Below are 23,774 nucleotides of genomic sequence, written 5' to 3'. Positions count from 1 at the left end.
CAGCGCAACTTAACTCACCCTTAAATCTCTGCTTCGCGATAAAACTGCTCTTTGTGGGAGCGAGCCTGCTCGCGAAGCAGGCGACTCGATAACAACTTAGAAACCGTTCTTCTTCAGAACCTCATCAACACCGCCAACAGCCGGACGCTTGTAAAACTTCAACAGTTCACTGGCGCGGTTGGTAAAGATGCCGTCGACACCCGCCGCCATGACTTTCTCGTAGTCCACCGCCTCGTCGACCGTATAAACATGCACCAGCATGCCCTGATCGTGGGTGTACTGATTCATCCATGGCTGCACCAGGTCGGAATAGCTCTGATCACCACCCTGAGTCAGCTTCGCCGAAGGGCCGGTGCCGATCGCGCCCTGGGCCTTGGCGTAATCGACCCATTGCTTGAATTCCGCTTCCGACTTCGGTTCCTGTTTGCCGTAGAACACGTTTTTGTCTTTCTCGCCGGACGCGGCAAACGTCACCGCAGATTTAGGCTCGATGCTGCCTTCGCCGACCCACAACAGCAGAATCTTCGGCACTTGCGGCATTTCCTTTTCCAGCAATTGCAGGCTGTTTTTATCGAAGGTCTGCAGGATCACCTTGCCTTTGCCCTGACCGACGCCGAGCGCACTTTTCGCCAGTTTCGAACCGGCCGGACTGAGCCAGCCGCGATCCTGCAGTTTTTCCTTGAGGTCATGTTCGATGCCGGGAAACAGCTGCGGCTCTTTGGTTTCGATGTACAGGCCCGGCTTGTGCTGCGGGTTGGCGCGGGCGATGTCGATGATTTCATCGAGGGTAAGAATCTTCAGCCCGGCGTAGGAGGGGCGTGCGCGGTCAGGATATTTGCTGTTGAACCAGCTGCCGGCATCGAGGGTTTTCAGTTCGGCCATGGTGAACGCGGTGGCCGGGCTGTCCTTGCGCTCGGGGAATTTGCTGGCGACGTCGGTGGTGCGTTGCAGGTTGTCGTCGTGCAGGGCGAAGAGCACGCCGTCCTTGCTGCGCTGCAAATCCATTTCCAGGTAATCGGCGCCGAGGTCACGGGCAAGTTTGTAGGCCGCAGCGGTGGATTCCGGGGCATCGAACGACGCGCCACGGTGGGCAATCACCGCCGGATGCGGAATGCCATGGGCGGCAGCGATTGCCTTGGGCTCGGGGTGGCTGGCGGCATGCGCCTGACCGAGGCCGAACAACAGACTCAGCACCAGAGCGCTTCGGGTAAAAGTGGCAGGCATGGTCGAGTTCCTTTCGCAGGTTTTTTTCGAGACGTACCTTTTAACAATTGAAGCGCCGCAGGGCTATCGCCAGACCGACATAAAGCGAGCAAAACGGAAGTTTCCTGCACTTTTGTGGCGCTGTTTGCAGTACGCTTGCCCACGGCATATGCCCCGGCAGAGGGCGCGCCGCTACATTGCCCTGCGTGTAAACCATCGATCATCTTTCGTGAGGTTTATCATGCGCATCACCTCCCAACTCATCTGCCAGGCCGCCGACGACCTCAAAGGCTTCGTTGGCCTCAACCGCAAGACCGGCCAATACATCGTGCGCTTCAGCGAAGACTCCTTCGGCATGGACGTCGCCGACGACGGCATCATCCCGGCCAGCGAATTCGTCTGGGCGACGGCGTCGGAAACCACCATGACGCTCAAGCGCGAGTTGATTCAGTTGCTGCTCGATCAACACATCGACGACCGGATTAACATCACCGAGCCGTTGCGGGTTTACATGAGCAAAGTTGAAGTGCCGGAGATTGTTGCGGTGCGGAGTCTGGTGCGCGGTTGAGGTATTGCAGTGTGGTTGCGGGCCTCTTCGCGAGCAGGCTCGCTCCCACAGGGATTTTGTGAACGCCACAGATCCAATGTGGGAGCGAGCCTGCTCGCGAAGGCGGCGTTGGGGGCGCCGCCAACCTCAATGGCCGGATACATACTCGCGCTCAACACGGCATACTCGGGTGTGAAACGCCGAATACCATTCAGAGCGCCCGCGTGCCTGAATCAACCGGTGCTCGGGATTATCTCTCCATGCGAGAATCGCGGCCTCGCTCTGCCAATACGACACGGTAATCCCGACACCGTCCGCGCCCCGAACTGATTCCACGTCAAGAAAGCCAGGCTGCTGACTTGCCAGCTCGGCCATGCGCTGCGCCGCGGCGGCGTAACCGTTGTCACCCTCGGTGCGGGTCGATGTGAAAATCACTGCGTAGCAAGTTGTCATCAGCTTGGCTCCATGCAGGCTTCGATAAACGCGTGAACCAGCGGTGGCATTTTTCCTTTTAGTGCGGCGCGTTCCGGCTGGAACAGCGTGGCGACGAAAAACGGATGTTTTTTCAGTTCGATAGCGCGCAGATCCCCCGCTGAACCACGGCCTACCGCTTGTAGCTGATCGCTCATCAAATGCTGTTCGAACTGCGGATTCACGCCGTAGCGGCAGCGATAGCCTTCTTCAATTTCAAACTTTTCGTACGCCTTGGCGATCAACGAGCCGGGCTGGAGGTGAATGACGTCGATGGCTTCAACCAGCGAGCAGCTCAGCGGCGTGAGCACAGCGCGTTCGGATTCTGGCGAGGTTTCCCCATGCTCGGCGTCGGCCCAGCCCAGCACATTGCGCGAATATTCCAGAACCGCGTGCTGAAAACCGCCACAGGTGCCGAGGAAAGGTCGCCCTTGCTCGCGGGCAAAGCGGATGGCGCGTAGCGCACCGTCTTCACTTTTATAAGGGCTGGCGGGTACACACCAGAATCCATCGAATTGAGTCAGCGCAGTGTCGGTGCCGATCTCTTCAGTGGCCAACCACTCGAACTGCACGGTGCGTTGCAGGTGTTCGGCGACCAGGCCGAGTGCAACCGGGATTGCTTGGTGGGCGGTGACTTGAGGGTCGTAGTCGCCAATCAGGGCGATGCGAATGGCGCGATTTTCCATGGGATTTCCCTACGCTTGCTGATGGATGGCAGCCACTATAGATTGGCGCTCACGCATTCAATATTGGCGTTTCCCCAAGTGATCAATGCAGCGGCGCACTATCGACTCGACTATCCCGATCTGACGCTGATCCTGGCCTTGGTGCGCAGCGGCTCGCTGGCACGGGCGGCGCAGTTGCTTCAGGTCGACGTTTCGACGGTGTTTCGCGCTGTTCGCCGACTGGAGTCAGCGCTCGGTCAGCAGTTGTTTGAAAAAAGCCGCGCCGGTTACCTGCCAACCTCGTTAGCGCAGACCCTGGCTGAGCAAGCCGAACGCGCCGAACAGGCGCTGGAAGCCGCCCGGATCGGTGTGGAGCAGGGTAGGGAAGTGATCAGCGGCACGGTGCGGCTGACCTGTACCGACTCTGTTCTGCAAGGCTTGTTGTTGCCGGCGCTGGCGCAGTTCATGCCCAACTATCCGGCATTGACGATCGAACTGAGCACCTCCAACGATTTCGCCAACCTCAGCCGCCGCGATGCTGACATTGCCTTGCGCATGACACTTACACCACCGGAGCACTTGGTGGGACGGCGACTGGCGAAGGTTTCCTATCGCGTTTGCGCCAGTGAGCGATATCTAGAAAATAGGAATGCGTCGAATCTGGCTGCGCTGACCTGGATTGCCCCGGACGAATTCCTCCCGGATCACCCTACCGTGGCCTGGCGCCGCCAACAGTTACCCGGTGTAATCCCTGCTTATCGTTGCAACAGCATGCTTTCAGTCACGGAACTGGTGCGTGCCGGCCTCGGCGTGGCGGCTTTACCCGACTTTCTGATCAGCGATGGTTTGCAGATGTTGAGCGATGCGTTGCCGGGCTACGACACGGCGCTGTGGCTGCTGACCCGGCCCGATTGCCGGGCCTTGCGCTCGGTGGTGACGTTGTTCGATGAGCTCGGGCGAGCGTTGCGCCTCCCCACACCTTGAATCTGCGCCGTTCACAAACTCCTCGTGGGAGCGAGCCTGCTCGCGAAGGCCGCACCTCGGTACACCGCCAGAGTAAGTGTTAAGCCCGCCGACTCATTCAAACCAACCCCATCACCCCGACACCCGCTCATTGGCAAACATGCTCACCGCATCCACCGCCTCACTGGCGCCATCGCGAATCTGCAGAATCACCGTGCCGGCCTGATTGGCCAGTTCCACGCCTTCTGCGGCGCGGTCGCGGGTGCCTTGCATGCTTTTGATCGCCTGCCGTGTTTCGCTCTGGATCAGACTGATCATGGTGGAGATCTCTGCGGTGGAACCGCTGGTGCGCGCCGCCAGTTGCCGCACTTCATCGGCGACCACGGCAAACCCGCGACCCTGTTCACCGGCGCGTGCCGCCTCGATGGCCGCGTTGAGGGCGAGCAGATTGGTCTGATCGGCGATCGCGCGGATGGTGTTGACGATGGCGGTGATTTGCTCGGAGCGGTCGCCCAGTTGCGCAATCAACGTCGAAGATTGGCTGATGTCCTCGGCGATTTCGCGCATTTCGCTGGCAGCCTGTTGAATCACTTGCGTACCTTGCTCGGCGACTTTTCGTGTCGCTACTGAGATGTGGTAAGCGGTGCTGGCACTGCGCGCGTCCTGTTCGTGTTGCTCGACACGAGCGGTAACGTCAGACGCGAATTTCACGACTTTGTACAAGCGCCCCGAAGCGTCATAGACCGGGTTGTAGTTGGCCTCCAGCCAGACGATCTGACCGCGTTTATCCACGCGCTCGAACTGCCCGTGGAAGAACTCGCCCTGATTCAGGCGCCGCCAGAAATCCTGATAGGCGCTGCTGTTGACCAGCGCCGGGGTGCAGAACAAGCGGTGATGCTGGCCCTTGAGCTCTGCGAGGCTGTAACCCATGCGCGTGAGAAAATTCTGGTTGGCGGTAAGAATGTTGCCGTCGAGATCGAACTCGATCACCGCCATCGCGCGATCGATCGCCTGCAGCTTGGCGTTGGCCTCGTTCTCCTGCTGCACCTTGGCGGTGACATCCATCGCGTACTTGACCACTTTGATCACCCGTCCCGACGCATCCTTGATCGGGTTGTAACTGGCCTCCAGCCAGATCGGCTGGCCTTTGCTGTCGACCCGTTCAAAAGTGCCGGACTGGAACTGACCGTTTTTCAGGCGCGACCACAGCTCAGTGTATTGGGCACTGCGACCGAACTCCGGTGTGCAGAAATGCCGATGCGGCTGGCCGATCGCCTGGGCAGCCGTGTAACCCATGGTCTTGAGGAAGTTGTCATTGGCACGCAACACCACGCCATCAAGATCGAACTCGATCACCGCCATCGAACGGTTGATCGCTTCGAGCATCGCGGCCTGGTCAAAAACGGTGTGTTGCAGTTCAGCGAAGGCGGCTTTCTGGCGATTGAAAAACATGCTTGCGATACTCGGGAAGTGGGGAAAATCAAAAGGATTCAGTCCCTATTCCTGCGCCGGCAGACCGAAATGCACAGACGGCATTCGGTGGTGACTGCTCAATGCCAGCGTTCCGTTACTGGCAGATGGCTACTTATACAAAACTTAATAAAGTTGTACAAGAAAGGAATTTTTCACAAGTTTGTATAACTTTTTACGATATTAGTTGTACACGGCTCGACGAGCCGGTGATTCACCGCTGATACAGTGCCAGGAACATCTCCAGCGCCGACTCGGCAACTGCATTCTGCGCGTCTGGATCAAGGGCCGCGCGACCCAGCGAGATCTGCGGCCAGAACGCGAATGCCTTGAGCAAACCTTGTACTTGATGCGCGGCAAACTCTGGATCCACCGGTTTGAGCCGTCCGTCGGCTTGCGCCGCGCGTATCCAGACAGTCAGTCCTTCCTCGCGCTCGCCCATGCGCTCGATCATGTTCTGCGCACGTTCAGGGGAATGAATGGTTGCGGCAATCGCCACCCGGGCGAGGGTGAGAAAATTCTCGTCGGCCATCATCTGCACTTTTTCTCGCAGCATCTGGCGCAGTTGTTCGTGCAGTGGTTGCTCGCGGTTGTAGCTCACCGACGGCTCGGCAATGATCCGCGCCCACAACTGATTCAGGATCTCGGCGAACAGCTCTTCCTTGCTCGGGAAGTGGTTGTACACCGTCCGCTTCGACACGCCGGCCGTAGCGGCGATCTTGTCCATGCTGGTGATTTCGAAACCGTGGGCACGGAATTCGGCGATCGCCGCCTGGATGATGGCTTCGCGTTTGCGGTCAGTGAGGCGTTGTGGAGCGGTCATGAGCGGGCTTCAGCAGAGAAGGGAGGAAATTACACTCGGCAGTTTACTTGGCGCCGGCTTTGATGCAACCTAGAAACTACACCGCTCAGTGTAATGTTGCGTTAATCCTCGCACCTTACAAACCAGAGCGTTTGGCCTTTGCGTGCAGCTTGGCCATTTTCATTTCCCGTGGAATACCGTGCAGCACACGGTTTTTCGGAGTCGTTCATTCATGGCCAATCCAGTCTCTCTCCCGGATAACACTCCCACGCCTGAAGCCTCGCGCCAGGATCAAGGGCTGTTTCGCAATCATGCGCCGGTGCAGCGCGAAGGGGTACGCAAAATGCTGCGGATCATGTGGAACATGATTTTCCACAAACCGCGCAACACCCGTCCGACCGCCGCCATCCCTGTGCAACCGTTGACCCGTGAAGATCTGCTCGCAGCGCCCAATCACAGCGTTTACCGCTTGGGGCACTCGACGCTGTTGCTGAAGATGCGCGACAAATTCTGGATCACGGACCCCGTCTTCGCCGAGCGCGCCTCGCCGGTGCAATGGGCGGGTCCGAAACGTTTTCATCAGCCACCGATCAGCATCGACGAACTGCCACCGATCGAAGCGGTGATCCTCTCGCACAACCATTACGACCATCTCGACTACGAAGCGGTACTCAAACTCGCCGCCAAAACCACTTACTTCCTGACTCCGCTGGGCGTGGGCGACACCCTGATCAAATGGGGCATCGACGCCAGCAAGGTGCGGCAGTACGACTGGTGGCAGGGCACCGAAATCGCCGGTATCCGCTTCATCGCCACCCCATCGCAGCACTTCTCCGGCCGTGGCCTGTTCGACGGCAACAGCACGCTGTGGGCGTCCTGGGTGATGATCGACGCCGACACACGAATCTTTTTCAGCGGCGACAGCGGTTACTTCGACGGCTTCAAACGCATCGGCGAACAATACGGCCCGTTCGACCTGACCCTGATGGAAACCGGCGCCTACAACGTCGAATGGCCCCACGTGCACATGCAACCGGAAGAAACCCTGCAAGCCCACATCGACCTCAAGGGCCGCTGGCTCTTCCCGATCCACAACGGCACCTTCGACCTGGCCATGCACGCCTGGCACGAACCTTTTGACCGCATCCTTGCGCTTGCATGGGAACGCAGTATTGCGATTACCACACCGCGAATGGGGGAGGCGTTCAACATTGCGCATCCACAACGGGGGAGTGCGTGGTGGATGGCGGTTGAAGAGGAGGGGGAGGCGGTGGTACAGAACGCATGAATCCGTTCAGTTGGTGAGGGGCGTCCCCCTCGCCAGCTTAGTCAGCCATCGCAAAATCCCCACGCCCCACCGATTCCCCCGCCATAGCCTGCGCCCTGACACTGCGCCCCGGTGCAAACCCCGGGAAGAACACTAACCCCTGCGCTTCGAACCGATAAGCCAGTGCCAGTCTCGCGGCGTCCGCTACGTCCTGCTGCGCTTCGAACCGCTGGATATCTGCCACCGCCACTTCGGCCTCGCGCGACAGTTGTTCAACGCTCCAGCCCAGCATGGCGCGGGCCTGGACGCAGTGGGTCGGGGTGAACTGGAAAAGGGCAATGCGTTCGAGGACGTGGTTCATCGCAAGAGAGGCCATGGTGTGCTCCGGGCTCAAAAGTGCTGATTGAAAATGTACTGTGTTTTTGTACAGTTGTTTTCGGCCGGGATCAAACGCATTTTTCGAATTTGCCTAGTTCGCCGGCTCCAACCAGACGGACGGTGCCTGTCCCAGCACACGCCGAAACATCGTCGAAAACGCCGCCGGGCTCTCGTAGCCGAAGTCCAGAGCAATCCGCGTCACCGCTTCCCCCGCCGCCAACCGTGCCAACGCCTGCACGACGCACGCCTGCTGGCGCCACTGACGAAAGCTGAGCCCGGTCTGCTGCCGAAACAATCTGTTAAAGGTGCGCAAGCTTATGTGTAACTGAGCGGCCCAATCCTGCGGGGATTGATGGGTGTTGGGCAGGTTCAGAAAGGTCTGACACAGACTGAGGAGCTTTCCTTCGGCGGGCATGGGAATGTGTAGGGCAAGGGGCGCGCTGCGTGCCAGTTCATGCAACAGCAAGTTGATCAGCACGCCGTCGCGTCCGGCTTGGTCGTACATCAGTGGCACGTCCACCGCTTCCATCAGTAGATGCCGCAGCAGCGGCGACACGTTGAGCACTTGGCAGTCCGGCCCCAATTCCACGTTTCCCGGCTCGATATACACGCTGCGCGTGCTCACCCCGAGCATCAATACCTCATGGGCCACGCCCGGCGGAATCCACACCGCGCGCTGCGGCGGCACCACCCAATTACCGTTCCGAGTGCTGACTTGCATCACGCCTGTGGCGCCGTAGAGCAATTGGCCACGTCGATGCGTATGAAACGGGAGTAGGTGGCCGTGGGAATAATCGGTACCGATGGCCACGACCGGGCGAGGCGTGTCATCGAGCTGATTGATCGAAATATTGCGCATCAGGCGTGTTCCAGCGATTGGCGTAAACGCGAACATTATTGGCCCAACTACTGAAGCCGGCCAGTGCATCACGCTCTAATGTCCTGGGCTCCCCCGATCCTGGACGCCCACCATGTTCTACCTCCTGCTTACGCTGTTCGGTTGCCTCACCGGCATCAGCGCCGTGCTCTTCGGTTTCGGCGGCGGCTTCGTCATCGTGCCGCTGCTCTATCGCATGCTCACCGCCAGCCACGCAGCCGACGACCCCATCGCGCAATCGGCCATGCACATCGCCGTGGCCACCTCGACCTGCGTGATGGTCGTCAACGCCCTGATCGCCACACGCAAACACCAACGCGCCGGCAATCTGCTCCGGGACTACCTCTGGCCATTGGGCGGGTTTATCGGCGGGGGCGCGGTCGTCGGCGCCATCGCTGCGATGTGGGTCAGCGGTCAAGTGATCCGCTACGCCTTCATCGCCTACCTGGGCGTGACCATCGTCGATTGCCTGCTGCGTCGCGGATTTCTCACCCAGTCCCAGACGACAATCCCACGGCGACTGACCACGACGGAAACATCCGCCGGCGGCGTAGGCATCGGCGCCATCGCGACCTTCATAGGTGTAGGAGGAAGCGTCATGACCGTGCCGCTGCTACGCCGTTGCGGGCTGAGCATGTCGCAAGCGACGTCCATGGCCAATCCGCTCAGCGTGCCGGTAGCGTTGGCCGGGACGTTGACGTACATGGCGCTGGCCGGTTTCACTGAGTCTGATTTGGGCGTTTGGTATATCGGGTATGTCGATGTGCTGGCGTTTGCGCTGCTGACGGTTGGTTCGTTGCTGGGGATCAGATTGGCTGCGCGGTGGATAGGGCGGATACCGGATCGGGTGCATGCCTGGATCTATATTGGTTTGCTCATCGTGGTGCTGCTGAGCATGTCGCTCAAATGAATCGTTGATTGACGCGGGTGAAAGAAATCAGAATCGGCGGCAGAGCGTTGCCCTCCAGTCTTCAGCAGAGAACCAGGATGTTGATCTTCAATTGCACCGAAGCCGCCAGCAAGTTTTTCAGCCGTGTTCATAAAGGCCAAACGATCACGCCGGTGGACACCAAACCGCCGTCATCAGTTATTGAGGATGATGAGCTGAACGGCGCGGACGAACAGTGGTTGGTTCATGCGATCACGGTGCAGCGCAAATATGTGTTGTTGGTCCTGCACATCAAAACCCGCTATTGCGTGATCCTGGCCGATGCCAAAAAGGCCGACGCCGAAGGGTTTGTAGCGTGGTTTAACGAGCGTTGGCGCGAAAGTCTGATCCGCGACGCAATCAATCATGACCTCATGCAATGGGTTGATGCGGGGACAATGACCGATCGTCTCGAGCTGAGTCGCGAGTATCGTTTTTATCGCCGTGGCCATCGCAGCGCACAAAAGCACATCGAACAAGTCGCTTGGTTTTTCGAGGATTGCGCGGCAGAGTGGGGCTGTTTGCCCCAAGGCGAACGTGCAGCTATCGGTTTCGATGCGCGGATGAACTCGCAAATTCGAAACACCAAGGACCGAAAAGATTACTTTCGCCCTGATGAAGAAATGCTCGCTCATTGGCTGCGCCAGTATTGCGGAGTGGAAGATCTGGGCGTTCAGGCTGCAGTTGAGCGACGCAGGGAGGCGGAGCGGGAGATTCGAGCGTTTGAAGAAGGGGCACGCATCAACTGAGCGTCACTCCAACCCCGGCGCTTCACGAATAATGAAGTGATCCAGGTTCTCGATGTTGGCATTGAAGACCTCGAAAGGTTTTTCGGGGTTCTTCTTGCCGGGTACCTGCTTCAACTCCGGCGTCACCCCATAGAAGAAACAGAACAACGCCTTGTCGCTATCCACCGCGTGCTTGATCTCCTCCAGAAAGGCCTTGCGCTTGCGGTAGTTGTCGATCAGCTTCTTGTTCAGATAAACGCTGACCGGATACGGCTTCTTCTTACTGTCATCGGTCTTCTTGAACCAGACCTTGTCCTCGAAGTCGATCCGAAAACTGGCACTGTGGAAGTCCTCGATCTTCTTGATCCGCCCCCAGTAAATCAGCCCTTTGTTGTCCGTCAGATATTCGATCTTCTTGAAGAACGAACTGTACGGCGCCGAATGCTCGCCGACCTTCAACGGCATGCGCTTGAGCAACTCCTTGTCGGCGAAGTTGGAAACAAAACACTCCACCGGATGCGCAAACACACTGGTCTTGTCCGGCGCCGACTCACGACCCACCGACTCTTTACCACTGTCCGCCGCCACCCGCACCGGATCATCCCGCAACATATCCGCCGCCCCCGCTGGCGTGACAGGCTTGCGCACATACTCACGCCGGGTCAGCAACAACTCCGACGGGAAATGCTCCTCACGCCCGTCATCTACCTCGCCATCCGCCGTCTCAACGCCAGACACTGAAGCCTTCAAACTCACATACGGACAACCCGCCACATGCTGCGTCGTGGGAAGATTCTTGAAGTGCGGCGTGCGCACGTAATTCACGTTCTTGGCGTTGAACGTGCCCAACTCATTGGAAGCCTCGAACGTCGAACGACAAGCATCGTTGGGGCACTGGAAGTGTTCCTTCGCGGAGTCAAACGCCACCGTCTCATCGAAATTGAGATCGCGAACATCATAGATCGACAACTTGTCGTCGAGGCTGAGGCAGTAGGCGAGATCGAATTTCATGGTGGGGCTCGGATCCTTGAGTGGGGGAGGGGTATTAATAGCGGGAGGCGGCGCGGGTTGCACTGATTGTTTTCAGGATGCTGAATCTGTGGGAGCCAGCCTGCTGGCGAATTGGTGGTATCAACTCATTACCGAATTCAGACACCCACTCAGCAGCGAAAACTCCCCGTAGTCACAGAGTTTTTATTCCTCTGGAATGAGCCTTTTCACCCTTTCATAAAGCGAAGCTGTAAACGCCACGCGATCATTCGAATGGTGGCAACGACGATGGCAATTCGGACAAAGTGCTACAGCGTTCGAGACTTGATCCGAACCCTTATCTGCAAGTGGTTTGACATGGTGGACTTCAAGAAACGGCAGATCATGCATCTGAAACGGAGCCGGGTCGCCACAGCCTTCGCAATGCCCCTCAGCTTCATTTCGAACCCAGGCTCTAACCTCGGGATCGCGAACGTAAACCGTGCGAGTACTTGACGCTTTCTTTGGTTTCTTTATGCCTCTCGGCGGCTCTTTTATGTGCTTCTTCTGAATTGCAGCAGCGCGACGCTCTAGTGTTTCCTCGTCGGCTGTCGGAATAGCAGGGTCGCCCGGCTGGAAGCCGCGATTTGTGAGAGCTATTCGTATTAACTGCTCAACGTTCGAACCAACGTTTTTCGCCGGTTTATAACCCTTAATGGGTTTCCGATCCATCGTCATCAGGACTTTGGAAATGTTCTGCATTCGGAATTCGACAGAGCCTTTTGTACGAGTCGACAAGGCTGATGCGCGTAGTTCACGATTCTCATGTGCCTTGTTGAATTTGTGACCCGCGAGCTCTAAATCAAGCATTCTGAGATAGGTGTCAACCGCTGCCTCAATCTCAGCAACAGTCCAGTCAGTGTCTTTTTTCTTGTCGCTCATAAAATCGCCGAGGGGTTGAAAACCCTCGGACGATACTGAGTGGCCATCACGGCTGTCTAGGAAAATTCCTACAGAAAATAGCGACGGATCTCTCGAGATCCGACAACCACATCGCTAACCCATCGAATGCTTCGAAGACTGAAACACCTGCGTGACCCTTCGCCACCAGGAGTTCTCTACCGAAGCCCGACGTGGATTTTGATCATTTAACAGAGAAGGCATATCCCGAAGCCGAATCCAGCCCTCATCCTGCCAATGCAGCAAACTCAAAGACATTTCCGGCCAATCCAACAAACTCAACATGGGCCGATGTGAATCCCCCGAATCCTGCGCATCGCGCAATGTCGGCACTACCTCATTAGTCAACCACTCACGCAGCAACCGATTTCCCGGTACGTAGTGATAGATCAATAGCGCATACACCCCCGATTCACTGAGCATCAGATGCTGTTCTGGTTCTCGAAAGTACTCGATCCGCATGACGCGGCGTTGATCGCTATCTAGCTTGTGGACCACCCGATCATTCAGGTGGAAGCCCATCAAACGGCCAACATCCCGGGCGGAGAACCATGGCTGATTTTCGAGTAGAAGGGCATGTAGAGACAGGTTGTGGCGAGAGAAAACAGTTACCGAGCATGGATCCGACATATCTATGACCTCTACGTTATGGATTTTGGGCGGGCCTGACCCCAACGTAGAGCGGACTTAAAAAATCCCAACGAGCAGAACAGTTGTCACCGACGAATCACGCGTCTGTGTCACTGACGAAGCTTTCTACGTTGGGCGTTTCTTAGGCACCTGCCACAGAGCTTAGTAGTGCTCGCAGCAGGCTTCAATGGGAAGCGACTGTAAGTGCTGTAGGAGATTGAGCGCTGTGACGTAGGCGTAAAAAGGCTCACCGATCGCCCACAAAAAAGCCCCGACAAAATCGGGGCTTTTTGCTTTCTCGACTTGTCGACTCAGGCAGCAATCGTCAAATCATGCCAAGCGAGACTATTAGTCCCAGCTCAGAGCACCACCAGTTTGGTATTCAATCACCCGCGTCTCAAAGAAATTCTTCTCTTTCTTCAAGTCCATAATCTCGCTCATCCAAGGGAACGGGTTAGTCGTCCCTGGGTACTCTTCTTTCAAACCAATCTGCGACAAACGACGGTTAGCGATGAACTTCAAATAATCCTCCATCATCGCAGCATTCATACCCAACACCCCGCGAGGCATGGTATCCCGTGCGTATTCGATCTCCAGCTGCGTACCCTGCAGGATCATCTGGGTCGCTTCTTCTTTCATCTCAGCATCCCACAAATGTGGGTTTTCGATTTTGATCTGGTTGATCACGTCGATGCCGAAGTTCAGGTGCATGGATTCGTCGCGCAGGATGTATTGGAACTGCTCGGCGACGCCGGTCATTTTGTTGCGGCGGCCCATGGAGAGGATTTGGGTGAAGCCGCAGTAGAAGAAGATGCCTTCCAGAACGCAGTAGTAGGCGATCAGGTTGCGCAGCAACTCTTTGTCGGTGTCTGGGGTGCCGGTTTCGAACTTCGGATCGGAGATCGAACGGGTGTACTTCAGGCCCCAGGCTGCCTTTTTGGCGACCGATGGGATCTCGTGGTACATGTTGAAGATTTCGCCTTCATCCATGGCCAGGGATTCGATGCAGTACTGGTAGGCGTGGGTGTGGATCGCTTCTTCGAACGCCTGGCGCAGGATGTACTGGCGGCATTCCGGATTGGTGATCAGGCGGTACACGGCCAGTACCAGGTTGTTGGCAACCAGGGAGTCGGCGGTGGAGAAGAAGCCGAGGTTGCGCATGACGATGCGGCGCTCGTCGTCGGTCAGGCCTTCCGGGTTTTTCCAGAGGGCGATGTCGGCGGTCATGTTGACTTCTTGCGGCATCCAGTGGTTTGCGCAACCGTCCAGATACTTCTGCCAGGCCCAGTCGTACTTGAAAGGTACGAGTTGGTTGAGGTCGGCGCGGCAGTTGATCATGCGCTTTTCGTCAACGGCGACACGGGCGGAGGCGCCTTCGAGTTCGGCGAGGCCTTCGGCGACGTCGAGGGAGTTCAGTGCAGCCTTGGCGCGGGCCACGGCGGCCGAGTCGTCGGCGGTGACGGCGCGGGCTTCCAGCGCTGCGGCACCGCCGGCGTTGTCGAGGCGGTCCATGTTGGCTTCGCTTGCGTGGCCGGCGTTGGCGCCTTTCACGGTTGCGACTTCACTGTCTTCTTTATCGAATTCGTCCCAGCTCAGCATGACGTGTCGTCTCCTGCGTGAGGGCTTGTGCCCGTGTGAAACCTGAAGGGTTGGTTTTTCACACGGCCAAACAAGCCGCGTTGGATGTCGTTTTTTGCAGCGCTGCACGCAGGCAAATAAACAGAAATTTTGACGGGTTCCGAGAGCCTCTGATGGGCGCAATCAGCGTCTGGCACTGTTGCGGGGCTTCAGAATGGCTTTTGCTCCCTGTAAGGGAATATTGCTGACCCGTATGGGGCGGCATTATAGGGAAATTTTTACCGGCGTGGTGCGGCGAATCGGCTCATGGCGCGGCCGAGGAGGGGGTGGATTTCGGTCCGACCGAGGGATTACAGGGCTTTGCGCGGAGTCGGCCCCGAAAGATTTTTTTTCGTTAATTTTTTGGCAGGTGGTTTTTTGTTTAAAAAATAGCCAGAAAAGCGGGTTTTTCACTATATCTAGTGTTTTGCAAGCCTTTTTAGCGGCTCCAGACACAACTGAGCCCGACCGTAGCCGGGCTGGAATCGACCCTCAATGTAGCGCTGAGCGATCCGATTCGGTGCAGTCTGATTCAGTTCGTGCAGCCGTTGCCCATGATGCTGTAGCGCAGGATGTGGCGTTGGCCTTTGGAGTCGTCGTATTCCATTTTCGCCGGTACTACTTCGCAGACATTTGGTACTTCGCTCATCGATACAACTTTGGCGATGTCCAGATGTGTGGAGTAAGTGTATTCCTCGATGACCGGTTGTTGCTGTGCGACATCAGTCGGGACCTCGTCTGCCATGGCGGTTGCGCACAGACTGCTGAGGACCAGAACCAATAAAGCTTTCATTTGTAATTCACCTTTTTGAGGTCGAGTGGGGTCACGCAACCTTTTTAGGGTTGCGTGTGGAGCTTGAGTATTTGATGCGTTACTTGGAGAGCTGGATTAACGGCCTTCGTGGGGGCTGTAACGTTGTTAATCGCGGTTGCCTTGTTGGCGAGGTGAATTTTAGGGCGGTGAGGTGTCGGTAAACAGGGGCGGTTTTGATAAACACTTTTGATAGATTTGGTAACAATCGATTGAGATCTTGGAGTCTGGGCGGATGGGGGTTGCCTGATGGACCGCTTTGAATGCATCGCTGGCAACCCAGCTCCTACACGGAATGCGGACATTTTGTAGGGGCTTGTTACTACCATCGTCGAATGGTTCTATGGCCCCCACCCGGCTACAACGGGGTCATACAAAAACAACTATTACACCGAGGTAGGAAAGATGAGTGCGGCTTCTCTGTATCCCGTTCGTCCCGAGGTTCTGGCAAACACGCTGACTGACGAGGCGACCTACAAAGCCATGTACCAGCAGTCGGTCGTCAACCCTGACGGCTTCTGGCGCGAGCAAGCCAAGCGTCTGGACTGGATCAAGCCCTTCACCACGGTGAAACAGACCTCGTTCGACGATCACCATGTCGACATCAAGTGGTTTGCCGACGGCACCCTGAACGTTTCCTACAACTGCCTCGACCGTCATCTGGCCGAGCGCGGCGACCAAGTCGCGATCATCTGGGAAGGCGACGATCCTTCCGAAAGCCGCAACATCACCTACCGCGAACTGCACGAGCAAGTGTGCAAACTGGCCAACGCCCTGCGTGGTCAGGACGTGCACCGTGGCGACGTGGTGACCATTTACATGCCGATGATCCCCGAAGCCGTGGTCGCCATGCTGGCCTGCACCCGGATCGGCGCGATTCACTCGGTAGTGTTCGGCGGTTTCTCGCCGGAAGCCCTGGCCGGTCGCATCATCGATTGCCGTTCTAAAGTGGTGATCACCGCTGACGAAGGCATCCGTGCCGGCAAGAAGATTTCCCTCAAGGCCAACGTCGACGACGCCCTGACCAACCCGGAAACCAGCAGCATCCAGAAAGTCATCGTGTGCAAGCGCACCGGTGGCGACATCAAGTGGAACCAGCATCGCGACATCTGGTACGAAGACCTGATGAAGGTCGCGGGCACCGTTTGCGCACCGAAAGAGATGGGCGCCGAAGAAGCGTTGTTCATTCTTTATACCTCCGGCTCCACTGGCAAGCCGAAGGGCGTGCAGCACACCACCGGCGGTTATCTGCTGTATGCGGCGATGACCCACGAACGCGTGTTCGACTACCGTCCGGGCGAAATCTACTGGTGCACCGCCGACGTCGGCTGGGTCACCGGCCACAGTTACATCGTCTACGGCCCGCTGGCCAACGGCGCGACCACCGTGCTGTTCGAAGGTGTGCCGAACTACCCGGACATCACCCGGGTGGCGAAGATCATCGACAAGCACAAGGTCAACATCCTCTACACCGCGCCGACCGCGATCCGCGCGATGATGGCCTCGGGTCAGGCGGCGGTTGAAGGCGCCGATGGCAGCAGCCTGCGCCTGCTCGGGTCGGTAGGTGAGCCGATCAACCCGGAAGCCTGGGACTGGTACTACAAGAATGTCGGCAAGTCGCGTTGCCCGATCGTCGATACCTGGTGGCAGACCGAAACCGGCGGCAACATGATGAGCCCGCTGCCGGGTGCCCACGCGCTGAAGCCGGGTTCGGCGGCGCGTCCGTTCTTCGGTGTGGTGCCGGCGCTGGTCGACAACCTCGGCAACATCATCGAGGGCGAGGCCGAGGGCAATCTGGTGATTCTCGATTCGTGGCCGGGTCAGGCGCGTACGCTGTACGGCGATCACGATCGTTTCGTCGATACCTACTTCAAGACCTTCCGTGGCATGTACTTCACCGGTGACGGCGCGCGTCGCGATGCCGATGGTTACTACTGGATCACCGGGCGCGTGGACGACGTGCTCAACGTCTCCGGCCACCGTATGGGCACCGCCGAGATCGAAAGCGCGATGGTCGCGCATCCGAAAGTTGCCGAAGCTGCGGTGGTGGGTGTGCCGCATGACATCAAGGGGCAGGGCATCTATGTCTATGTGACCTTGAAGAACGGTGAGGAGCCGACCGAGCAGTTGCGCCTGGAGCTGAAGAACTGGGTGCGCAAGGAGATCGGCCCGATCGCTTCGCCGGACGTGATCCAGTGGGCGCCGGGGCTGCCGAAGACCCGTTCGGGCAAGATCATGCGCCGTATTCTGCGCAAGATTGCCACGGCGGAATACGATGGCTTGGGCGATATCTCGACCCTGGCGGATCCGGGTGTGGTGCAGCATTTGATTGATACGCACAAGACCATGAATGTTGCTTAAGCGTTAGGAGCATAGGAGCCCTGTCCGGTGTATGCCGGGCAGGGCTTTTTTGTGTCTGGTGGATTTGTGTCGATCGGGCTGGCCTCTTCGCGAGCAGGCTCGCTCCCACAAGGAAGTGGGCGCATTTTGATCGTTCCCACGCTCTGCGTGGGAATGCAGCAAGGGACGCTCTGCGTCCCATAAGCCGACGCAGAGCGTCGAGGGAGGCGTTCCCACGCGGAGCGTGGGAACGATCAGCGACTCAACCAATAATTATCGATCTGCGCCGTCAGACCTTTCCCGCTGTTACCCGCCCCAACCCAATGTGTAACCGCCCGCGCCAAACCGGGGCGAAGGGAAACGCGGTGCGCCGTTTTAGAGCCGCCAAAGCCCCGCGGAAAAATAAGACATAACGCTGCGCTTGCCGGATTAGAAGGGTTTACGAATAATAGGCCCGCAACTTGCAATATGTATCGGTTCACTGTCTTTCGCTCTTGCATGAATTTGCAGGGCTGTCAATGAGCTCAAACCGCTTTCTCGGTGCATCTGTAATTAGTTGTCGCATTGAAGAAATATCGGCTTCGGGCCTGTCGTTAGAATGCCGATCACTCGCTCATCGTGGCTGACGTTGAAATCGCCTGCGGTTTCAACGGGAAATTTCCGCCGATGCGCAACCGATTTCCGATTCACCCATTCGCATATTGGGCTGTCGCTCACTCTGCCGTTTTTGCCCTTTACCGATGGAGTCCCAAGATGAAGAAACTTGTGCTGCTTGGCGCCCTGGCACTGTCCGTGCTGTCGCTGAATGCCGTCGCTGACGAAAAACCTGTGAAAATCGGCATCGAAGCGGCTTACCCTCCATTCGCTTCGAAAGCACCGGACGGCAGCATCGTCGGTTTCGACTACGACATCGGCAACGCGCTGTGCGAAGAGATGAAGGTCAAGTGTGTGTGGGTCGAGCAAGAGTTCGACGGCCTGATCCCGGCTCTCAAAGTGCGCAAGATCGACGCGATCCTGTCGTCGATGTCGATCACCGAAGATCGCAAGAAGTCGGTCGATTTCACCAACAAGTACTACAACACCCCGGCGCGTCTGGTCATGAAGGCCGGCACTCAGGTCAGCGAAGGTCTGGCTGAACTGAAAGGCAAGAACATCGGCGTACAGCGTGGCTCGATCCACGAGCGTTTCGCCCGCGAAGTTCTGGCTCCACTGGGCGCCGAGATCAAGCCGTACGGCTCGCAGAACGAAATCTACCTCGACGTGGCCGCCGGTCGCCTCGACGGTACCGTGGCTGACGCCACCCTGCTCGATGACGGCTTCCTGAAAACCGACGCCGGCAAAGGCTTCGCATTCGTTGGCCCGGCCTTCACCGACGTCAAATACTTCGGCGACGGCGTAGGTATCGCGGTGCGCAAGGGCGACGCCCTGAAAGACAAGATCAACACTGCCATCGCGGCCATCCGCGAAAACGGCAAATACAAGGCAATCCAGGACAAGTACTTCGCCTTCGACATCTACGGCAAGTAAGACGTCTCTGCGACAAGTCCGAAATGGCGCAAGCAACAGAATCTCTGCGGTTTGCGCCATTTTTTCATCCCAACTTTCGAGGACCTGAATCATGTTGAAAGGCTACGGGGCTGTCATCCTCGATGGCGCATGGCTGACGCTTCAGCTCGCCTTGTCGTCCATGGCTCTGGCCATCGTTCTCGGGCTGATCGGTGTCGCGTTGCGCCTGTCGCCGGTGCGCTGGCTGGCGTGGCTGGGCGACCTGTATTCGACGGTGATCCGCGGCATTCCCGATCTGGTGCTGATCCTGCTGATCTTCTACGGCGGTCAGGACTTGCTCAACCGCGTCGCGCCGATGCTCGGCTATGACGACTACATCGACCTGAACCCGCTGGCCGCCGGTATCGGCACCCTCGGTTTCATCTTCGGTGCGTACCTCTCGGAAACCTTCCGTGGTGCGTTCATGGCGATCCCCAAGGGCCAGGCCGAAGCGGGCATGGCGTACGGCATGAGCAGTTTTCAGGTGTTCTTCCGGGTGATGGTGCCGCAGATGATTCGTCTGGCGATTCCCGGCTTCACCAACAACTGGCTGGTACTGACCAAGGCCACCGCGCTGATTTCCGTGGTCGGTCTGCAAGACATGATGTTCAAGGCCAAGCAGGCGGCGGATGCCACGCGCGAGCCTTTCACCTTCTTCCTCGCAGTGGCGGCGATGTACCTGGTGATCACCAGTGTTTCGTTGCTGGCATTGCGTCACCTTGAGAAGCGCTACTCGGTAGGCGTAAGGGCGGCTGATCTATGATCTTCGACTACAACGTCATCTGGGAGGCACTGCCGCTGTACTTCGGCGGCCTGCTGACCACCCTCAAACTGCTCGCGCTGTCGCTGTTCTTCGGCTTGCTCGCGGCGTTGCCGCTGGGGCTGATGCGCGTCTCGAAAAACCCGTTCGTCAACGGCGCCGCGTGGCTGTACACCTACGTAATTCGCGGCACGCCGATGCTGGTGCAGCTGTTCCTGATCTACTACGGTCTGGCCCAGTTCGAAGCGGTACGCGAAAGCTTCCTGTGGCCGTGGCTGTCGAGCGCAACGTTCTGCGCCTGCCTGGCTTTTGCCGTGAACACCAGCGCCTACACCGCAGAAATCATCGCCGGCAGCCTGAAAGCCACGCCGAACGGTGAGATCGAAGCGGCCAAGGCCATGGGCATGTCGCGCTTCAAACTGTACAAGCGCATTCTGCTGCCGTCGGCCCTGCGCCGCGCGCTGCCGCAGTACAGCAACGAAGTGATCATGATGCTGCAGACCACCAGTCTGGCGTCGATCGTGACCCTGATCGACATCACTGGCGCGGCACGTACCGTCAATGCGCAGTTCTACCTGCCGTTCGAGGCGTACATCACCGCTGGCGTGTTCTACCTGTGCCTGACCTTCATTCTGGTCAAGCTGTTCAAACTGGCCGAGCGTCGCTGGTTGAGCTACCTCGCGCCACGGAAGCACTGATATGCAACGCATTGATCACGTATTGCCGTGGAGCCACCTGGGCAGCGAGCGCAAGGTTTCGGTTTTCCGTTTCGGCAGCGGCGAGCGCAAGGCCTACATCCAGGCCAGCCTGCACGCCGATGAACTGCCGGGCATGCGCACCGCCTGGGAGCTGAAAAAGCGCCTCGGCGAACTCGAAGCCCAAGGCTTGCTCAACGGCGTGATCGAGCTGGTGCCGGTGGCCAATCCGATCGGTCTCGGGCAACTGCTGCAAGGCAATTTCCAGGGCCGTTTCGAGGCGGGCAGCGGCAAGAATTTCAACCGTGACTTCGTTGAGCTCAGCGCGCCGGTGGCGGCGGCACTGGGCGACAAGCTCGGTGATGATCCCCATGCCAACGTGCGCCTGATCCGCCAGGCAATGGCCGACCACCTGGCCGGCTTGCCTGAAGCGAGCAGCCAGTTGCAAGGCATGCAGCGTGTGCTGCTCAGCCACGCCTGCACCGCCGATGTGGTGCTGGATCTGCACTGCGATGCCGAAGCCGCGCTGCACATGTACGCGCTGCCGCAGCACTGGCCGCAGTGGCGTTCGCTGTCGGCACACCTGAACGTCAAGGTTGGTTTGCTCGCGGAAGATTCCGGCGGCAGCTCGTTCGATGAAGCCTGCTCGTTGCCATGGCTGCGCCTGTCGCGGCAGTTCCCCGAGGCGCAGATTCCGCTGGCGTGTCTGGCGACGACGATCGAGCTGGGCGGGCAGGCCGACACCGGCCGCGTCGAAGCCGAGGCTTATGCTGAAGGCATTCTGGCGTTCCTTGCCGAGCAAGGTCTAATCACCGGCGAGTGGCCGGACCCGGCCTTCGAACCGTGCGAAGGCATGCCGTTCGAAGGCACCGAATTGTTGTTCGCGCCGCACCCCGGTGTGGTGAGTTTTTCCCGCAGGCCCGGCGAATGGGTCGAAGCGGGCGACGAGATTTTTCAAGTGATCGACCCTGTGTCCGATCGGGTCAGCACGGTATGTGCTGGTACGTCCGGGGTGCTGTTTGCCATTGAACGGCTGCGCTATGCCCAACCCGGTTTCTGGCTGGCCAAGGTGGCGGGGCGCGAAGCGCTGCGTCACGGGCGCTTGCTCAACGACTGACTGACTGTTTTTGTGAGAACCGACCGCATGTACAAACTTGAAGTCCAAGACCTGCATAAACGCTATGGCAGTCACGAAGTGCTCAAGGGCGTGTCCCTGAAAGCCGCCGCCGGCGATGTGATCAGCATCATCGGCTCCAGTGGCTCCGGCAAAAGTACTTTCCTGCGTTGCATCAACCTGCTCGAGCAGCCGCACGCCGGCAAGATCCTGCTCAACAACGAAGAGCTGAAACTGGTGGCGAACAAGGACGGCGCGCTGAAAGCCGCTGATCCGAAACAGCTGCAACGCATGCGTTCGCGCCTGTCGATGGTGTTCCAGCATTTCAACCTGTGGTCGCACATGACCGCGATTGAAAACATCATGGAAGCACCGGTGCACGTGCTCGGCGTACCCAAGTACGAAGCCCGGGAAAAAGCCGAGTACTACCTGAACAAGGTTGGCGTGGCCCATCGTAAGGATGCGTTCCCGGGGCACATGTCCGGTGGCGAACAGCAGCGTGTGGCGATTGCCCGGGCGCTGGCGATGGAACCGGAAGTGATGCTGTTCGACGAACCGACCTCGGCCCTCGACCCGGAACTGGTCGGCGACGTGCTGAAAGTCATGCAGGCGCTGGCGCAGGAAGGCCGCACCATGGTCGTGGTGACCCACGAAATGGGCTTTGCCCGTGAAGTGTCGAACCAGTTGGTGTTCCTGCACAAAGGCGTCGTCGAAGAAAGCGGCAACCCGCGCGAAGTGCTGGTCAACCCGCAGTCGGAGCGCTTGCAGCAGTTCCTGTCGGGCAGCCTGAAATAAATCAGGGCTGCCGTTGTGCACCAGATTAGGTCATGCTTCGCGACCTTCTGGCTGGCTCAGATGCCCTGTGGGAGCGAGCCTGCTCGCGAAAGCGGTAGAACAGATAGCAGTTATGTTGACTGGTACACCGCCTTCGCGAGCAGGCTCGCTCCCACATTCTGATCTTCACCGGTTTCAGGATTTGTGTTCATTTCCGGGCTAGCATTGGCCCATGCCTTCATCACCGTTGTTCGTTTCGGATTGCCCGCCCATGACTGCCCATCGAATTGGTTTCCTGATTTGGCCCAGCACTAAAGCGTTGACGCTGGCGCTGGCGGAGGAGGCCTTGCGTGTTGCGCAGCGGGTGCACCCGGACGTGGTTTACGAACTGTCGTTCTTGCAGGCCGAGCCGCAGACCGAAGGGGCCTGGCAATTGCCCGGCGAGCCGTGGGCCGGCAAGCTCGAGAATTTCCAGAAACTGTTCCTGCTCGCTGACGAGCCACCGACCACCCTCGCGCCGGCGCTGAGCAGTGCGCTCAAGCAACTGGTGCGTGCCGGTTGCGTGATCGGTGGTCTGTCGGCCGGTGTCTATCCGCTGGCCCAGCTCGGTTTGCTCGACGGTTATCGCGCCGCCGTGCACTGGCGCTGGCAGGACGATTTCGCTGAGCGCTTCCCGAAAGTCATCGCCACCAGCCATCTGTTCGACTGGGATCGCGATCGTCTGACCGCTTGTGGTGGCATGTCGGTGCTCGACCTGTTGCTGGCGGTGCTGGCCCGCGATCACGGTGCGGAGCTGGCCGGTGCGGTGTCGGAAGAACTGGTCGTTGAGCGCATCCGCGAGGGCGGTGAGCGTCAGCGCATCCCGTTGCAGAATCGCCTCGGCTCCAGCCATCCGAAGCTCACCCAAGCGGTGTTGCTGATGGAAGCCAACATCGAAGAGCCGCTGACCACCGACGAAATCGCCCAACACGTGTGCGTATCCCGTCGGCAGTTGGAGCGGATCTTCAAGCAATACCTCAACCGCGTGCCGAGCCAGTACTACTTGGAACTGCGCCTGAACAAGGCCCGGCAGATGTTGATGCAGACCAGCAAGTCGATCATCCAGATCGGCTTGTCCTGTGGCTTCTCCTCGGGGCCGCACTTCTCCAGCGCCTATCGCAATTTCTTCGGTGCCACGCCGCGCGAAGATCGCAACCAGCGGCGCAGCAGCAGCCCGTTCGAATTGTCGTCAGTGCCGCCGGAGCGTGGCTGAGCGCGGAT

General features: G+C 58.4%; 24 protein-coding genes. 12 read left to right on the top strand and 12 right to left on the bottom strand.

Annotation, left to right across the window (positions count from 1 at the left end):
• Nucleotides 1–96: 96 nt before the first annotated feature.
• Nucleotides 97–1,224 carry a glycerophosphodiester phosphodiesterase gene (locus KVG87_RS24485; RefSeq protein WP_217852975.1) on the bottom strand — a complete coding sequence of 376 codons (1,128 nt, stop codon included), beginning with the start codon at nt 1,222–1,224 and terminating at the stop codon, nt 97–99.
• Nucleotides 1,225–1,444: 220 nt separating this feature from the next.
• Here KVG87_RS24485 and KVG87_RS24480 point away from each other — a divergent pair, with 220 nt between their 5' ends.
• Entirely contained in the window at nt 1,445–1,771 is a 327-nt protein-coding gene (locus KVG87_RS24480) for a DUF2025 family protein (protein WP_076563894.1), read from the top strand.
• A 126-nt stretch (nt 1,772–1,897) separates the two neighbouring features.
• On the opposite strand, the gene KVG87_RS24475 is transcribed toward KVG87_RS24480, so the two are convergent.
• Complete coding sequence (locus KVG87_RS24475; RefSeq protein WP_076563893.1) at nt 1,898–2,203, bottom strand: antibiotic biosynthesis monooxygenase family protein; 306 nt, start codon at nt 2,201–2,203, stop codon at nt 1,898–1,900.
• Nucleotides 2,203–2,907, bottom strand: a complete 705-nt coding sequence (locus KVG87_RS24470; protein ID WP_217852972.1) for a CTP synthase C-terminal region-related (seleno)protein — start codon at nt 2,905–2,907, stop codon at nt 2,203–2,205. Before KVG87_RS24470 ends, KVG87_RS24475 begins: the two co-directional genes overlap by 1 nt.
• Before the next feature lie 15 nt (nt 2,908–2,922).
• Between KVG87_RS24470 and KVG87_RS24465 the strand changes: the two genes are divergently transcribed.
• Nucleotides 2,923–3,870 carry a LysR family transcriptional regulator gene (locus KVG87_RS24465; RefSeq protein ID WP_076563891.1) on the top strand — a complete coding sequence of 316 codons (948 nt, stop codon included), beginning with the start codon at nt 2,923–2,925 and terminating at the stop codon, nt 3,868–3,870.
• A 111-nt stretch (nt 3,871–3,981) separates the two neighbouring features.
• Here the strand turns inward: KVG87_RS24465 and KVG87_RS24460 are convergent, their stop codons facing one another.
• Both KVG87_RS24460 and KVG87_RS24455 read right to left on the bottom strand, forming a co-directional pair.
• Nucleotides 3,982–5,301 carry a methyl-accepting chemotaxis protein gene (locus KVG87_RS24460; protein WP_217852970.1) on the bottom strand — a complete coding sequence of 440 codons (1,320 nt, stop codon included), beginning with the start codon at nt 5,299–5,301 and terminating at the stop codon, nt 3,982–3,984.
• A gap of 232 nt (nt 5,302–5,533) precedes the next feature.
• Nucleotides 5,534–6,142 carry a TetR/AcrR family transcriptional regulator gene (locus KVG87_RS24455; protein ID WP_122602118.1) on the bottom strand — a complete coding sequence of 203 codons (609 nt, stop codon included), beginning with the start codon at nt 6,140–6,142 and terminating at the stop codon, nt 5,534–5,536.
• Nucleotides 6,143–6,353: 211 nt separating this feature from the next.
• On the opposite strand from KVG87_RS24455, the gene KVG87_RS24450 reads away from it, so the two are divergent.
• A complete protein-coding gene (locus KVG87_RS24450) occupies nt 6,354–7,409 on the top strand; it encodes an MBL fold metallo-hydrolase (protein WP_217852969.1) in 1,056 nt (351 codons plus the stop codon).
• A 37-nt stretch (nt 7,410–7,446) separates the two neighbouring features.
• Here the strand turns inward: KVG87_RS24450 and KVG87_RS24445 are convergent, their stop codons facing one another.
• Together KVG87_RS24445 and KVG87_RS24440 are read right to left on the bottom strand one after the other, a co-directional pair.
• Complete coding sequence (locus KVG87_RS24445) at nt 7,447–7,764, bottom strand: helix-turn-helix domain-containing protein (protein ID WP_073472092.1); 318 nt, start codon at nt 7,762–7,764, stop codon at nt 7,447–7,449.
• Nucleotides 7,765–7,857: 93 nt separating this feature from the next.
• Nucleotides 7,858–8,625, bottom strand: a complete 768-nt coding sequence (locus tag KVG87_RS24440; protein WP_217852967.1) for an AraC family transcriptional regulator — start codon at nt 8,623–8,625, stop codon at nt 7,858–7,860.
• Between the two features lie 112 nt (nt 8,626–8,737).
• Here KVG87_RS24440 and KVG87_RS24435 point away from each other — a divergent pair, with 112 nt between their 5' ends.
• Both KVG87_RS24435 and KVG87_RS24430 read left to right on the top strand, forming a co-directional pair.
• A complete protein-coding gene (locus KVG87_RS24435; protein ID WP_217852965.1) occupies nt 8,738–9,553 on the top strand; it encodes a sulfite exporter TauE/SafE family protein in 816 nt (271 codons plus the stop codon).
• 77 nt (nt 9,554–9,630) lie between these two features.
• Nucleotides 9,631–10,320 carry a DUF6933 domain-containing protein gene (locus KVG87_RS24430; RefSeq protein WP_217852963.1) on the top strand — a complete coding sequence of 230 codons (690 nt, stop codon included), beginning with the start codon at nt 9,631–9,633 and terminating at the stop codon, nt 10,318–10,320.
• Nucleotides 10,321–10,323: 3 nt separating this feature from the next.
• On the opposite strand, the gene KVG87_RS24425 is transcribed toward KVG87_RS24430, so the two are convergent.
• The 5 genes from KVG87_RS24425 to KVG87_RS24405 form a co-directional block, all read right to left on the bottom strand.
• Nucleotides 10,324–11,310, bottom strand: coding sequence for a hypothetical protein (locus KVG87_RS24425; RefSeq protein ID WP_217852961.1), 987 nt, complete (start codon nt 11,308–11,310; stop codon nt 10,324–10,326).
• 183 nt (nt 11,311–11,493) lie between these two features.
• The gene (locus KVG87_RS24420; RefSeq protein ID WP_217852958.1) at nt 11,494–12,210 is read right to left on the bottom strand and encodes an HNH endonuclease; all 717 of its coding nucleotides are present in this window, start codon (nt 12,208–12,210) and stop codon (nt 11,494–11,496) included.
• A gap of 114 nt (nt 12,211–12,324) precedes the next feature.
• The gene (locus tag KVG87_RS24415; RefSeq protein ID WP_217852956.1) at nt 12,325–12,858 is read right to left on the bottom strand and encodes a BRO-N domain-containing protein; all 534 of its coding nucleotides are present in this window, start codon (nt 12,856–12,858) and stop codon (nt 12,325–12,327) included.
• 348 nt (nt 12,859–13,206) lie between these two features.
• Complete coding sequence (locus tag KVG87_RS24410; protein ID WP_039757978.1) at nt 13,207–14,457, bottom strand: ribonucleotide-diphosphate reductase subunit beta; 1,251 nt, start codon at nt 14,455–14,457, stop codon at nt 13,207–13,209.
• Between the two features lie 550 nt (nt 14,458–15,007).
• Nucleotides 15,008–15,268 (bottom strand): DUF2790 domain-containing protein, encoded by a 261-nt coding sequence (locus tag KVG87_RS24405; protein WP_217852954.1) that lies wholly within the window; start codon nt 15,266–15,268, stop codon nt 15,008–15,010.
• A gap of 423 nt (nt 15,269–15,691) precedes the next feature.
• Between KVG87_RS24405 and acs the strand changes: the two genes are divergently transcribed.
• From acs to argR, 7 genes are all read left to right on the top strand, one after another.
• Nucleotides 15,692–17,647, top strand: coding sequence for an acetate--CoA ligase (acs, locus tag KVG87_RS24400; protein ID WP_016773581.1), 1,956 nt, complete (start codon nt 15,692–15,694; stop codon nt 17,645–17,647).
• A gap of 732 nt (nt 17,648–18,379) precedes the next feature.
• Nucleotides 18,380–19,153 carry an ABC transporter substrate-binding protein gene (locus KVG87_RS24395; RefSeq protein WP_024014020.1) on the top strand — a complete coding sequence of 258 codons (774 nt, stop codon included), beginning with the start codon at nt 18,380–18,382 and terminating at the stop codon, nt 19,151–19,153.
• Between the two features lie 91 nt (nt 19,154–19,244).
• Entirely contained in the window at nt 19,245–19,934 is a 690-nt protein-coding gene (locus KVG87_RS24390; protein WP_016773583.1) for an ABC transporter permease, read from the top strand.
• Entirely contained in the window at nt 19,931–20,629 is a 699-nt protein-coding gene (locus KVG87_RS24385; protein ID WP_122507650.1) for an ABC transporter permease, read from the top strand. Before KVG87_RS24390 ends, KVG87_RS24385 begins: the two co-directional genes overlap by 4 nt.
• Before the next feature lies 1 nt (nt 20,630).
• Nucleotides 20,631–21,743: a succinylglutamate desuccinylase/aspartoacylase family protein gene (locus KVG87_RS24380; protein ID WP_217852952.1), complete on the top strand. Its 1,113-nt coding sequence runs from the start codon at nt 20,631–20,633 to the stop codon at nt 21,741–21,743.
• A 27-nt stretch (nt 21,744–21,770) separates the two neighbouring features.
• The gene (locus KVG87_RS24375; RefSeq protein WP_007912705.1) at nt 21,771–22,535 is read left to right on the top strand and encodes an ABC transporter ATP-binding protein; all 765 of its coding nucleotides are present in this window, start codon (nt 21,771–21,773) and stop codon (nt 22,533–22,535) included.
• Between the two features lie 250 nt (nt 22,536–22,785).
• Complete coding sequence (gene argR / locus KVG87_RS24370; RefSeq protein ID WP_041479242.1) at nt 22,786–23,766, top strand: transcriptional regulator ArgR; 981 nt, start codon at nt 22,786–22,788, stop codon at nt 23,764–23,766.
• Nucleotides 23,767–23,774 lie beyond the last annotated feature (8 nt).

The sequence above is a fragment of the Pseudomonas siliginis genome, assembly GCF_019145195.1.
Classification (GTDB): Bacteria; Pseudomonadota; Gammaproteobacteria; order Pseudomonadales; family Pseudomonadaceae; genus Aquipseudomonas; species Aquipseudomonas siliginis.
This window is presented reverse-complemented; position numbering and strand designations above follow the sequence as displayed.